This window comes from Pseudomonas sp. Pmew2, assembly GCF_058129885.1.
Genome location: NZ_CM176702.1, coordinates 2,105,293 through 2,117,606 on the forward strand (window position 1 = coordinate 2,105,293; position 12,314 = coordinate 2,117,606).

12 protein-coding genes are annotated in these 12,314 nt (G+C 58.8%); 8 read left to right on the forward strand and 4 right to left on the reverse strand.

Translation table 11 applies throughout. The features are described 5' to 3' along the window. Positions 1 to 33: 33 nt before the first annotated feature. On the reverse strand, positions 34 to 942 hold the full coding sequence (locus AC4ANK_RS09700; RefSeq protein WP_002552771.1) for a LysR family transcriptional regulator: 909 nt from the start codon (positions 940 to 942) through the stop codon (positions 34 to 36). Positions 943 to 1,057: 115 nt separating this feature from the next. Here AC4ANK_RS09700 and AC4ANK_RS09705 point away from each other — a divergent pair, with 115 nt between their 5' ends. The 7 genes from AC4ANK_RS09705 to AC4ANK_RS09735 all read left to right on the forward strand — a co-directional run bounded on the left by AC4ANK_RS09705 (position 1,058) and on the right by AC4ANK_RS09735 (position 7,315). Beyond that, complete coding sequence (locus tag AC4ANK_RS09705) at positions 1,058 to 1,486, forward strand: VOC family protein (RefSeq protein WP_005731427.1); 429 nt, start codon at positions 1,058 to 1,060, stop codon at positions 1,484 to 1,486. Next, positions 1,483 to 2,067 carry a glutathione S-transferase family protein gene (locus AC4ANK_RS09710; RefSeq protein WP_002552773.1) on the forward strand — a complete coding sequence of 195 codons (585 nt, stop codon included), beginning with the start codon at positions 1,483 to 1,485 and terminating at the stop codon, positions 2,065 to 2,067. Before AC4ANK_RS09705 ends, AC4ANK_RS09710 begins: the two co-directional genes overlap by 4 nt. A 255-nt stretch (positions 2,068 to 2,322) precedes the next feature. Next, positions 2,323 to 3,861 (forward strand): cryptochrome/photolyase family protein, encoded by a 1,539-nt coding sequence (locus tag AC4ANK_RS09715; RefSeq protein ID WP_031594819.1) that lies wholly within the window; start codon positions 2,323 to 2,325, stop codon positions 3,859 to 3,861. Then, the gene (locus tag AC4ANK_RS09720; protein WP_004658371.1) at positions 3,858 to 4,001 is read left to right on the forward strand and encodes a DUF2256 domain-containing protein; all 144 of its coding nucleotides are present in this window, start codon (positions 3,858 to 3,860) and stop codon (positions 3,999 to 4,001) included. The genes AC4ANK_RS09715 and AC4ANK_RS09720 overlap by 4 nt, the downstream gene beginning before the upstream one ends. A gap of 146 nt (positions 4,002 to 4,147) precedes the next feature. Then, on the forward strand, positions 4,148 to 4,576 hold the full coding sequence (locus tag AC4ANK_RS09725) for a DUF2231 domain-containing protein (RefSeq protein WP_002552775.1): 429 nt from the start codon (positions 4,148 to 4,150) through the stop codon (positions 4,574 to 4,576). Further along, positions 4,573 to 5,865, forward strand: a complete 1,293-nt coding sequence (locus tag AC4ANK_RS09730; protein WP_002552776.1) for a PQQ-dependent sugar dehydrogenase — start codon at positions 4,573 to 4,575, stop codon at positions 5,863 to 5,865. The genes AC4ANK_RS09725 and AC4ANK_RS09730 overlap by 4 nt, the downstream gene beginning before the upstream one ends. A 250-nt stretch (positions 5,866 to 6,115) precedes the next feature. Beyond that, complete coding sequence (locus tag AC4ANK_RS09735) at positions 6,116 to 7,315, forward strand: MFS transporter (protein ID WP_031594820.1); 1,200 nt, start codon at positions 6,116 to 6,118, stop codon at positions 7,313 to 7,315. Between the two features lie 72 nt (positions 7,316 to 7,387). Here AC4ANK_RS09735 and AC4ANK_RS09740 read toward each other — a convergent pair whose 3' ends face one another. Together AC4ANK_RS09740 and AC4ANK_RS09745 are read right to left on the reverse strand one after the other, a co-directional pair. Next, a complete protein-coding gene (locus AC4ANK_RS09740; RefSeq protein ID WP_460383067.1) occupies positions 7,388 to 9,028 on the reverse strand; it encodes a methyl-accepting chemotaxis protein in 1,641 nt (546 codons plus the stop codon). A 288-nt stretch (positions 9,029 to 9,316) separates the two neighbouring features. Beyond that, a complete protein-coding gene (locus tag AC4ANK_RS09745; RefSeq protein ID WP_002552779.1) occupies positions 9,317 to 10,312 on the reverse strand; it encodes an aldo/keto reductase in 996 nt (331 codons plus the stop codon). Positions 10,313 to 10,469: 157 nt separating this feature from the next. Between AC4ANK_RS09745 and AC4ANK_RS09750 the strand changes: the two genes are divergently transcribed. Continuing rightward, positions 10,470 to 11,192 carry a haloacid dehalogenase type II gene (locus tag AC4ANK_RS09750; protein WP_002552780.1) on the forward strand — a complete coding sequence of 241 codons (723 nt, stop codon included), beginning with the start codon at positions 10,470 to 10,472 and terminating at the stop codon, positions 11,190 to 11,192. 25 nt (positions 11,193 to 11,217) lie between these two features. Here the strand turns inward: AC4ANK_RS09750 and AC4ANK_RS09755 are convergent, their stop codons facing one another. After that, positions 11,218 to 11,736, reverse strand: coding sequence for a GNAT family N-acetyltransferase (locus AC4ANK_RS09755; RefSeq protein ID WP_002552781.1), 519 nt, complete (start codon positions 11,734 to 11,736; stop codon positions 11,218 to 11,220). Positions 11,737 to 12,314 lie beyond the last annotated feature (578 nt).

Below are 12,314 nucleotides of genomic sequence, written 5' to 3' on the forward strand. Positions count from 1 at the left end.
CTGTGCCGTACATCAGATGAGCTTTTGGCAGCGCTATCGGTCTTGAAGAGAGGGATCAGGCAGGCATTTTTCCAGCTGTGGAATTGCCCATTCGACGAATGCCTTGACCCGTGGCGAGAGCTGCAAGGCGTGCGGATAAACCAGTTGAATCGGCAGATCTGCCGTTTCGAAGTCGTTGAGTACCCTGATCAGGCGACCGTCAGCCAGTTCGTCTGCAACCTGATAATGCATCAGCCGGGTCACGCCCAGACCCTGCACGCAGGCTAGGCTGGCGGCGCGGACCTGATTACAGACAAGTCTGGGGATAATGTCCTGTATCAACTCTTTGCCCTGATGCCGGAAGTACCACTGCCGGCCGTGCGAAGCCAGCGTAATGCACGCGTGCTCAGGCAGGGATTTCGGGGTGTCCAGCAGCGGGGCGGTGCGCAGGTAGCCCGGGCTTGCGCAGCTCACCAGCCGGGTCGCCCCGATCCTGCGCGCGACCATCGCCGAGTCCGGGAGATGGCCGATGCGCAACGCCAGATCAAGGCGCTCGTCGAGCAGAGGCACGATCTGGTCATTGAGGTTCAGCTCGACGTTGATGTTCTGATGCTCGCAGAGAAAGGCGTTTACCAACGGGGCGATATAACGCTGTCCGAACTCGACAGGTGCCGTCACCCGAAGAAGGCCGCGTACGATTCCGTCGCGGCCATCAAGGCGCTGTTCCATATCATCGAAGTCCGCGAGCATGCGCCGGGTCCAGCGCAAATACTCCTCGCCCTCATCGGTCAGAGCCATGCGCCGCGTGCTGCGGTTCAACAGGCGTACGCCCAGATGACTTTCCAGAGCGGCCAGCGAGCGGACCAGCGACGCAACCGATTGCCCGGTGACATCCGCCGCCGAACTCAGACTGCCACTGTCGACGATCCGCACGAAATTGGCCATTGCCTTGAGCCTGTCCATTGCCACCTTCTGATTTGTGCGATTAGTGCATAGGTCTTGTCAGGTCCGCAGCATAGGTGAAACCGCTGCCGTGGCCGACACTTGCGAAACTGCTTCCAACCGGAGTTTCAACCTCATGAGTCTGCAACCCAACCCCGCCCGGATTCTCGCATACGACCACATCGGTATTCGCGTCAGCGACCAAAACCGCGCACTGGCCTTCTATCAGGCGCTTGGTTTTGTCGAGAGTGCGCGTTTTCCACGTTACGAAGCCAACGAGATGCTCAGCCCGGACGGCGTGCGCATCAACCTGATCTTCAATGGCGTTCGCGTGCCCCGTGCTCACAACGTGTTGCTGGATGCCCCGCTGAAACTACCCGGCATGACGCACCCGGCGTTTATCGTCGATGACTTGCAGGCGCTAGAGCGCTGGCTCGACGCGCAGGGAATTGTCGTCACTGAAGGGCCGCACCCCATCGGCCCGCGACGAATTGCACTGTTCATCCGCGACCCCGATGGCAACGTTCTGGAATTCAATCAACTCGTCGATGGAGACACACAATGAAACTGTACGATCTGCAAGCCTCCGGCAACTGCTACAAAGTCCGCCTGTTCGCTGCCCTGGCCCATATCGAGCTTGAAGTGGTAGCGGTGGACTTTCTGAACGGCGAGCATAAAAAGCCACCACTGTCTGACCTCAATCCTCTGGGCGAATTACCTGTTCTACAAGATGGTCCGGTCGTCCTGCGCGACTCGCAGGCCATTCTGATTTACCTCGCTGGCGAATATGGCGGCCTGGCGTGGTGGCCCGCTCACCCTCAAGGCCAGGCCGAAATCGCCCAATGGCTGTCGTTCGCCGGCAACGAGATCCAGCACAGCCTTTGCGCGGCGCGACTGGTGCAGAAATTCGGCGCTGCGCTGAACAAGGCCGAGGCCCTGCAGAAATCGTCTGTTGTGTTGGGGCTACTCGACAAACACCTTGAACAGCATGACTGGCTGGCAATGGGGCGGCCTACGATTGCCGAGTGTGCGGTTTATCCGTATGTGGTGCTGGCACCGGAAGGCGGTGTGGAGCTGGGGGCGTATCCGAGTGTTTTGCGGTGGGTTGAACGGGTGGCGGGGCTGGCGGGTTACCAGTCGGTTTGATTCGGGCCGGTGGCCTGGCAATGATCGTGTAGGTGCCTGCCAGTTGGCAGGACACCACTCGGCCACCGCAGCTGTACCTGCGACAACCATTACAGGTAACTCATCGAAAAACGCTATGAAAATCTTGTACATGAAATTACATTGGTACAAGTTTTGCGGCTTCGGAGTATTGGGTAGCTGGCCCTGAGGTACAGGCCAATCGTCTGTCGCCACAGCTTTTCAGATCCTTGCAGACGCCATGCGGAGCTTTTTCCATTGACCGAATCCCCCCATCTCCACCTCGTCCTTGGTGATCAACTGTGTTTCGACCTGGCGTCCCTGAAAGACCTGAACCCAGAGCGCGATACGGTCCTGCTGGTCGAAGTGATGGAGGAGGCGAGCCATGTGCCGCATCATCCGCAGAAAATCGTGCTGATCTTCAGCGCCATGCGTCATTTTGCCGAGGCGCTGCGTGAGCGCGGCATTCGGGTGCAGTACGTCATGCTTGATGACCCGCAGAACACCGGGTCGGTGCCGGGTGAGTTGCGGCGCTGGCAGGCCCTGCTGCAAGCCAAAGAGCTGCACGTCACCGAGTGCGGTGACTGGCGGCTGGAGCAGTCGATCAAGGACAGCGGGTTGCCGATTCAATGGTATGCCGATACGCGCTTTCTCTGTTCCCGCGAAGAGTTTTTGTCGTGGGCGCAGGGTAAAAAGCAGTTGCGCATGGAGTTCTTCTACCGGGAGATGCGGCGCAAGAGCCGGTTGCTGTTGAACGGCGATGGCACACCGGTGGGCGGTGCCTGGAATTTTGATGCGGAAAACCGCAAGGCGCTGCCCAAGGGCGTCGCTGCGCCTTACCCGATGCGCTTCTCGGCAGATGGGATCACTCGCGACGTGCTGACACTGGTCGCTGAACGTTTTGCCAGTCATTACGGTTCGCTGGATGATTTCGATTACCCGGTGACGCATGTCGATGCTCAGGCGCTGTGGGACTACTTTCTCGATTTCGGGCTGTCTGGCTTCGGCGATTATCAGGATGCAATGGCCACTGATGAGCCGTTTCTGTTTCACGCGCGGATCAGCGCTGCGCTGAACATCGGTCTGCTGGATCTGCGCCAGATCTGCAGTGACGTTGAGTCCGCGTACTGGTCGGGCAGGGTGGCGCTGAATGCCGCCGAAGGTTTCATTCGCCAATTGATCGGCTGGCGGGAATATGTGCGTGGCGTTTACTGGCTGAAAATGCCCGAGTATGCCGATGGCAACCTGTTCGGTAACAGCAGGCCGCTGCCGGAGTTTTACTGGACCGGCGAAACGAAGATGAACTGCATGAGTCAGGCGATCGGCCAGAGCCTCAAGCATGCCTATGCCCATCATATTCAGCGCCTGATGGTGACCGGCAACTTTGCGCTGCTTGCCGGTATCGTGCCGAGCCAGATCTGCGAGTGGTATCTGGCGATTTACATGGACGCTTTCGACTGGGTCGAGCTGCCCAATACGCTGGGCATGGTCATGCACGCCGATGGCGGCTATCTGGGCTCCAAGCCCTACTGCGCCAGCGGCCAGTACATCAAGCGCATGTCTGACTATTGCCGAGACTGCGCTTACAAGGTCACTGAAAGCACGACTGACGATGCCTGCCCGTTCAATGCGCTCTACTGGCATTTTCTGATGCGCCATGGCGATCTTTTGCGGCGCAACCAGCGTATGGGCATTATTTACAAGAACCTTGATCGCATGGCTGAACCCAAACAGCAGGCGCTGTGGGAGCGAGGCGAGGCATTGCTGGCCAGGCTCGATGCCGGAGAGGCACTTTGAAAAAGAGTGAACTGCCGGTCAAAACCTGTGTGGTCTGCGGGCTGCCGTTTACCTGGCGCAAGAAGTGGGCGCGCTGCTGGGATGAGGTGCTTTATTGCTCTGAGCGTTGCCGGCGAAACAAGCGCACTGCAAGCCAGTAGCGTTTTCAAAATATTTCGAAATGAAAAGTGCTGAACTATCGCTTCGCCAGCATGATCCTTTTCTATGCGCATTCAGCGCGACCCTGACAGGCGAGTGCATTCGCACTGAGCATTGATCCAGGGTCGCCGAACGAAAAGGAGCCGTCATGACTGTAACCACCCATCCCGTCTACCGATATACGCCAGGCCCGCTACACGCGACCTTGCTTGCAGGAACCGTTCCTCTGTTTCTTGGCGGATTGCTGAGCGACATCGCCTACTACCAGACCTTTCAGATTCAGTGGAGCAACTTTGCCGCCTGGCTGATTGCCGGAGGCTTGCTGTTCTGCGGGCTGGCGTTGCTGTTCGCGCTGGTCAATCTAGTGCGTGCGGATCACAAGGCCGGTCGTCCCGTGGTGTACTTTCTGTTGTTGCTGGTCACCTGGGTGCTGGGTCTGGTCAATGCTTTCGAGCATGCTAAAGACGCTTGGGCGGTCATGCCGTCTGGCTTGATCCTGTCGGTTATCGTGACCGTACTGGCCGGTGTTGCGACATGGACGGGGCTGACCAGCCTGCGTTCGGGAGGTGCAGAATGAAGCACTCTCACGCACTGACAGTATTGAGCATGGCGCTGCTGCTGAGCGCCTGTGGTGGCGAAGCGGACAGTACCCAGGCACGCGGGCCGGACCCGAAACTACCGGAACCGCAACGTGGCCTGTTGCCCAGCATGAAGATTGCCGAGCCCGTTGCATGGGGCGATCAAAAGCCCACCGTACCCGAGGGGTTCAGCATCACTGCGATTGCCACCGACTTGAGCATTCCGCGCCAGTCCCTCGTGTTGCCGAACGGCGACATCCTCATCGCCGAAGGTCGCGGCGGCAGTGCTGCCAAGCTCAAGCCCAAGGATGTGATTGCCAGCGTCATCAAAGCCCAGGGCAATACCAAGGTCAAAGGCGGCAATCGCCTGACCTTGCTGCGCGACGCGGACGGTGACGGCAAGTACGAGCTAAAGACAGTCTTTGCCGAAAACCTCAATGCTCCTTATGGCTTGGCGTTTGCCGATGGCAAGCTGTACGTGGCCAATCAGGACGCGCTGGTTCGCTTCGATTATCAGGACGGTCAGACCAGGGCCAGCGGTGAGCCGGTCAAGGTTACCGATCTGCCTTCGGCGATCAACCACCACTGGACCAAGGCACTGACTGTCAGCCCTGATGGTCGCTCCCTGTACGTTGGCATCGGCTCGAACAGCAACGTGACCGAGCGTGGCATGGAAGTCGAAATCGATCGCGCGATGGTCTGGCAGATCGACGCCGCAACCGGTGCCCACAAGCCTTATGCGACCGGTCTGCGTAACCCGACCGCGTTGACGATTCAGCCGGATACCGGGCAGTTGTGGACGGTGGTCAATGAGCGTGACGAGTTGGGCCCGGACCTGGTTCCCGATTACCTGACCTCGGTGAAGGAGGGCGCGTTCTATGGCTGGCCGTATAGCTATTGGGGCCAGAACGTAGACACGCGTGCCCAGCCACAGAATCCGGCCAAGGTCGCTGCGGCGATCAAGCCGGATTACAGCCTGGGTTCGCACGTTGCCGCTCTGGGTGTGGATTTCTCCATCCCGGCCATGGGTGACAAGTTCGCTGACGGCGTCTTCGTTGGCGAGCACGGCAGCTGGAACCGCGATAATCCGGTTGGCTACAAGGTCATCTTTGTGCCGTTCAGCAATGGACGTCCTGCGGGTGAACCGGTGGACTTCGCAACGGGTTTCCGTGGTGCTGATGGCAAGACTCGCGGGCGGCCGGTAGGCGTGACGGTTGATCCGAAGGGCGCGCTCATCATCGCCGACGACCTGGCCAACACCGTCTGGAGAGTGACCCGCAACAAGTAGGTCACGACTGCCTGAGTGAGCGTTCCCATGCTCTGCATGGGAACGCCTTTCGTGACGCTCTGCGTCACCCACGAAACCTCGACGCAGAGCATCGGCCTGATAGCCAGTTTCCGCAGAAATTATCGCGGGTCGTTGACACAGAATTTCTCTCGCAAGGTGGCTTCGTCAAGGCTTTACACGGTAGGGTTACGCGCATCCACGCGCTGGCCCGACGGGTCAGCTGCTGACATCCCCGAATTCTGGAACCGCTGTGAGTCGTTTTGAAACTGCTGGAAACCTCGTAATAAACCCCGCTTCATGGTGGGCTGTAGGCAGTGTATCCCTTGGGTCATTCGCTACCGTCACTACTGAATTTCTCCCTGTCGGGCTGCTGCCCGATATTGCTCGTGACCTGGGAACCAGCATCAGCCAAGCGGGCTTGATGATGGCTGTCCCCGGCATCCTCGCGGCCATTTCAGCACCTTCCTGTATTGCCCTGTTCAGTCATGTTGATCGCAAGCGCCTGCTGCTGGGGCTGCTGTCGATATTGCTGGCGTCCAACCTGATCGTGGCGCTGTCGACGCACTTCTGGCTGACGCTTGCCGGCCGGGTCCTGCTTGGCTTCGCACTGGGAGGTTTCTGGACGATTGCCGGTTCGCTCGGGCCTCGCTTGAGGCCCGGCAAGGAGGGCGTAAAGGCCACCGCGTATGTGCTGGCGGGCGTCTCGATCGGCACCGTTGCCGGTATTCCGGCTGGCACGTTGATCGGTGAAGCCTTCGGCTGGCGGGCGGCATTTGAAACAGCAGCAGTGGTCACGGTTGCGGTAGGGCTGTTGATCGCAGCGTTTTTACCGGCGTTACCGGGCGAGCGCTCTGCCGGCATCAGTCAGATGCTGTCGCTGGCTGGCGAGCAACGCATTCGTCGTATGTTCGCCGCCGCACTGTTGATCTACGTCGGACACTTCGCGGCTTACACCTACCTCGCGCCCTTCGTGCAGGAGTTCGCGCATATCCAGGGGCAGGCCCTGGGAGCATTGCTCTTCGCCTTCGGTCTGGCAGCGGTGGCAGGGAATCTGGCCGGGGGAGCCCTGGCAGCCAGAAGCGCGCCGTCCTCGGTGCTGATCATGACCCTGCTGATGCTGGGATCGTTGACCGCATTGCTGATGTTTGTCGGCAACCCGTGGCTGCTCTGGCCGGTGATTCTGGTCTGGGGGTTCGCTTTCGGGATGATCCCCGTCACCACGCAGATCTGGTGTTTCGAGGCCTCCAATGACCGCGTGGAGGGTGTTCAGGCGTTACTGGTCTGTGTGGTGAATCTGTCGATTGGCGGTGGGGCGTTCATCGGCGGCGTGGTGTCCGGTCGGGCCGGCTTTACCGCCGCCATCGTCATCGGTGCGGTATGTGCCGCGCTGTCCATGTTCACCGTTGCGCTGGCGATACGTAGCTCCAGGTCGGTCATTTGCACAGACTGATTTGCCGCTAATGAGGTATCCGGCGATGCAGCATCCGATGCAGCATCCATCGCCGAATACCTGCTCACACCGTCAGCCTGCTTTGAAAAACGCGACCTTGCGGGTAAGGCGATCTGCAAGCTGTGCCAGCTCTTCGCTGGCGCTTGCCACCTGCTGCGATCCATTGGCGGACTTGAGTGTCGAGTCGTGAATACTGTTGATGTTCATGGCAACGTCTTCTGCCACCGAGCTTTGCTGAACCGCAGCGCTGGCGATTTGCGCATTCATGTGATTGATCGCGCCCACTTCCTGATTGATTCTGGACAGAGCACTTTGTGCGTTGCGTGTCTGGTCAACGGCGCGATTGACCAGTTCGCAGCTGTCGCGCATGTTCTGCGCCGCGGTTTCAGTACCGCCTTGCAGCGTGCTGATCATGTTTTGAATTTCCTGGGTCGACTGCTGGGTACGATTCGCCAGGGAACGAACTTCATCGGCGACGACCGCAAAGCCTCTGCCGTGCTCACCCGCACGGGCTGCTTCAATGGCCGCATTAAGCGCCAGCAGATTGGTTTGCGAAGCAATCGAGTTGATCACCTCGATCACCGTTTCGATCTGCTCGCTGTGCCTGGACACCTGCTCCACAGTATTTGTTGTTTCAGTCAGCGTGGCTGCCAGTTGCTCGATGGCAGTGGTAGTGCCTTCGACGAGTCGGTTACCGGTCGCCACTTCGCTGTCTGCCAAACGTGCAGCGTCCGCTGCCTGTGCTGCATAGCCCGAGACTTCATTGACCGTGGCGGCCATCTGGCTGATGGCGGTCGCCACCTGTTCGGCTTCACGGGTCTGCACCATGATCTGGGTATTGTTGGCAGATGACGCCGCCGACAGCACGGTGGATGATTGGCTGACCTCTTGGGCAGCCGTCCTCACCTCTGTGATGGTTTCCGAGAGACGAGTCAACGCGGTTTTCAGTACGCCCATGACGCTGTCGGGATGCGCGGTGGTGATGGTTTGCTGCAGATCGTCGGCCGCCAATCTTCGAATGGCCTGCGCAACCTCTACAGGCTCCGCGCCAAGCGTCTTTTTCACAAAGCGAATGATGAAAACCGACAGCACGATACTCAGCAGCACGGCGAAAGCCGTTGCCAGCAGCATCAGGCCACGGAACTGGCTGGCGGTCGCCTGCACATTATCCAGCTGAACCCTGATCGAGGCTTCCTCATGGTCGATGAGCGCGTTGATGCGCTTCAGCCATTCGCTGTAGTCCCCCGATGTCTGGCTCAGCAAAAGGGCCTGGGCACCGGCGATGTCACCGGTACGGCGCAAGGCAATGACGCTTTTGGTAGAGCCCAGCGTCTGCTGTTCGATTTCCTTGATGCCACGCAGCAGTTGCCGCTCTTCGGCACTTACGGTCGGCCTGGAGAACAGTTGATCCATCGGTGCAGCCGAATCGATGTAGTCCTTTTCCAGCCGGGTCATCTCTGCCAGATGGAGCGCGAGGTCCTGATCATTGTTGACCAGCACCGCATCGCGCAGGGCGATCGCCCGGTTATGCACGCTGCCACGAAAGTTGATCGCATAGCGTTGCACCTTTGCGGCATTGTCTCCAACGTCTTCCAGGGTGCTGTCGATGAAGCCAACCCGCTGAATGCCGACAGCGGTGATCAATATGAGCAGTGAAACGACCGCGGCAAACCCCAAGCCGATGCGGGTAGCCAGAGAAACCGGATTTTTCATGGAAGGAACTCGAACTGGGGAAGTGGGTAAAGTCGAATCAAGCACTGGCAAACGGCCATTCATTGCGAATGGCAAGACAATACCGTGCAGCGGGTCGGTCGCCCAATAGATATTTGCATGCGGCGAGATAGACAGGTGTTATTTCAGAAGTGTGTGACGGTTACGAGGGTTGTGATGTTGTGTTCATAAGATAAGCGTTGCTGGTCACCGTTCTATCGGATGACTGCGGTCCATCAGGTTACCGGCGACGCTGTAACGTTCGCCGGCGTCGGGTTTCTGCTGTGCGGATCAGACGAATCCGGTCACCAGATGCGGTACATAAGGTGCCTCAAGGCGTTGGATCTCTTCGTCGCTGAGCACCAGCTCCAGTGCGGCGATGGCATCGTCCAGTTGGGACGCTTTGGACGCGCCGACAATCGGCGCTGAAACCCCTCGTTTGGCCAATACCCAGGCCAGTGCGACCTGCGCCATCGGCACACCCCGTTCTGCTGCGACCTGTTCCACAACGTCGATCACCCGACCGTCTTCCTTTTCCGTCGCCTGGTAAAACGATTGACCGGAAATGTCGGTCCTGGTCCGCTCGGTCTGCTGCCCATGGGGCCGGGTCAGCCTGCCACGCGCCATCGGGCTCCAGGGCATCAGGCCGACACCCTGATCGATACACAGCGGGATCATCTCGCGTTCTTCTTCGCGATACACCAGATTCAGATAATTCTGCATGGACACAAACTTGCTCCACCCGTGCGCGACCGCGACCTGCTGGGCCTTGGCGAACTGCCACGCATACATGGACGAGGCGCCGATGTATCGGGCTTTGCCTGCCTTGACCACATCGTGCAGGGCTTCCATGGTTTCCTCGATGGGCGTGTCATAGTCCCAGCGGTGAATCTGGTACAGGTCGACATAATCAGTGCCGAGCCGCGTCAGGCTCGCATCGATACTGGACATGATGGCTTTGCGCGAGAGCCCTTTCTCGTTGGGCCTTGTCGAGCCTTCCCACATGTTTGCCGGGAAGAACACCTTGGTGGCGATCACGGTTTCGTCGCGGCGCGTGAACTCTTTCAGCAACTTTCCGACGATGGTTTCCGAGGTGCCTGCCGAGTAGCTGTTGGCGGTGTCAAAAAAGTTGATGCCTTGCTCGACGGCGTGCTTGATGATCGGTCTGCTTGCTTTTTCGCCCAGTGTCCAGGGATGCGTTCCGGCATCAGGTTCGCCGAAGGTCATGCACCCAAGGCACAGTCTGGAAATATCCAGCCCTGTGTTTCCAAGCTTCACGTAGTTCATGAATTCTCCATCCATCGTTGATTGGCCAGTCGCCGACCGGTTTCGATATCACTCATTACCTCTTCAACGAGGGCAATGTCTGCCCGGAAACGACTGTCCTCTGAGCGACTGCTTGTGTAGAACTATAAGCGACGATACACATTACCGGAGCGATAATATGGCCAGATTTGCACAGGTGGGTTTTCTCGGGTTCGACGTATTCGGCACCGTTGTGGATTGGCGAGGTGGTGTGGCACGCGCCGCGGCGCCCTTTCTGCTGCGTCATGGCGTGAACGTCGACCCCCTCGATTTTGCCGATCAATGGCGCGGGCTCTACCAGCCTTCCATGCAGCGCGTTCGCTCGGGTGAGCGTCCTTTCGTGACACTTGACGTGCTCAACCGGGAGAGTCTGGAAACCGTGCTGGCACGGCACGAGGTAGACTTCGGCAGCATTCCGGATACCGAACTGATTGAGCTCAACAAGGCGTGGGAACGGCTTGATCCATGGCCCGATTCCGTCGCCGGCCTCACGCGGCTCAAGCGCAGGTTCTCGATTGGCACGCTTTCCAACGGGCATATTGCCGGCATGCTCAACCTGGCAAAGTTCGCTGGCTTGCCGTGGGACGTGATTGTCGGCGCGCAAATCGCGGGCTCTTACAAACCAATGCCGCAGACCTACCTGAAATCGGCAGACGCCGTGGGCCTGGCCCCGCAAGCAGTCGCGATGGTGGCTGCGCATAACTCCGACCTGGCGGCAGCCCGTGCGAATGGCTTCAAGACGGTATTTGTCCGACGCCCGTCCGAGCACGGGCCAGGCCAGACGTCTGACCTTACTGCCGAACAGGACTGGGACGTTATTGTCGACTCTCTGACCGACGCAGCCGAGGCGCTCGGATGCTGAGCGCAGATAATGGCTAGGGGATAACTTACTCCCGTAAATCCTTCCACATATGCACCTTGGAGACGAACCGGCTGCCTACGGCAACTGCAAGCGGTTCAACGCCAAAGGTCACAAAGCCCACGCGCTCATAAAGCCCCTGTGCTGCGGCATTACCCTGCGTGACGGTGAGCTGTACGACCAGAAGCTCAGGACGGGATCTGGCATGCTCGAGCACGCTGCACATCAATTGGTAACCAATGCCTCTGTTTCTGTGAGCCTGAGGCACGTACATCCCGAACAAGGTTGACTTGTGCCGGGCCTTATTTCGGGTTTCAACGGACAACCCGGCTACGCCCAGCAGTTTGTTGTCTTCGACGGCGGCAAACACTGCTTCGGTCGACGCATTGCTGTTATCCAGCCTGTTTTCCCACCATTCGCCAGGCAGCGTTTCACGCTCTTTCACATCTGAGGTAAAGGCGTCCGGGTGGCGATCATATGCCTCAAGCATCAACGCGCGATAAGCCACTGCATCGGTCGGTGTCAGTCGTCGGTAAGTAAGGGTCATAAAAGCAGGATTCGTCTGACTCAAGCGTTGAGTATTGCACCCGGAGGCGGGAAAAGTCTTAACCGCACGCTGAGTTTTAAACAGATGTCTGGTTCGCGCAGCAGTGCCGTTTGACGGACACTTTGGGGGTTTGTAACTTTTTGTTTGCCTCACTGCCAAAAATCATGGTTATTATCCCGGGCGCTCAGGGCCAAAAACCCAGCGTCAATGATTGCCATGGGTCTACAACCCCGCAGTCGCAGCCGATCGGGTCCACCTTGGCGCTGACACCCGGCGCAGGCCGTTCCCCGTCGTTGACCCTCAAACGGAAGATGAGGTTTCAATTGGTCACGCGGTATGCAAACGTCAGTTCCAAGGGCAGAGCGATCAGTCTCGTCAACGAGCCAGCCACCCCCCTTTCTGTATGCGAGTCGCGCCTTGCCGCGTTCGCCCGTCATTTCTCTGCGATCCCCCCAAGCGCTTCCATGTCTGGTCATGACGTGAGCGCAAGAGCACGCGCCGCACCTTCTCCCTGAGTCTCAAGGTACATCCGGCATTTCCTATGCCGTGCCTGACGGGCGGGACGCTCTGTGCCTCTG

Excerpts from the sequence above, each read along its gene's own strand:
- AC4ANK_RS09700 (WP_002552771.1), bottom strand. The coding sequence starts at position 942 with ATGGACAGGCTCAAGGCAATGGCCAATTTCGTGCGGATCGTCGACAGT.
- AC4ANK_RS09705 (WP_005731427.1), top strand. The coding sequence starts at position 1,058 with ATGAGTCTGCAACCCAACCCCGCCCGGATTCTCGCATACGACCACATC.
- AC4ANK_RS09710 (WP_002552773.1), top strand. The coding sequence starts at position 1,483 with ATGAAACTGTACGATCTGCAAGCCTCCGGCAACTGCTACAAAGTCCGC.
- AC4ANK_RS09725 (WP_002552775.1), top strand. The coding sequence starts at position 4,148 with ATGACTGTAACCACCCATCCCGTCTACCGATATACGCCAGGCCCGCTA.
- AC4ANK_RS09730 (WP_002552776.1), top strand. The coding sequence starts at position 4,573 with ATGAAGCACTCTCACGCACTGACAGTATTGAGCATGGCGCTGCTGCTG.
- AC4ANK_RS09740 (WP_460383067.1), bottom strand. The coding sequence starts at position 9,028 with ATGAAAAATCCGGTTTCTCTGGCTACCCGCATCGGCTTGGGGTTTGCC.
- AC4ANK_RS09745 (WP_002552779.1), bottom strand. The coding sequence starts at position 10,312 with ATGAACTACGTGAAGCTTGGAAACACAGGGCTGGATATTTCCAGACTG.
- AC4ANK_RS09750 (WP_002552780.1), top strand. The coding sequence starts at position 10,470 with ATGGCCAGATTTGCACAGGTGGGTTTTCTCGGGTTCGACGTATTCGGC.
- AC4ANK_RS09755 (WP_002552781.1), bottom strand. The coding sequence starts at position 11,736 with ATGACCCTTACTTACCGACGACTGACACCGACCGATGCAGTGGCTTAT.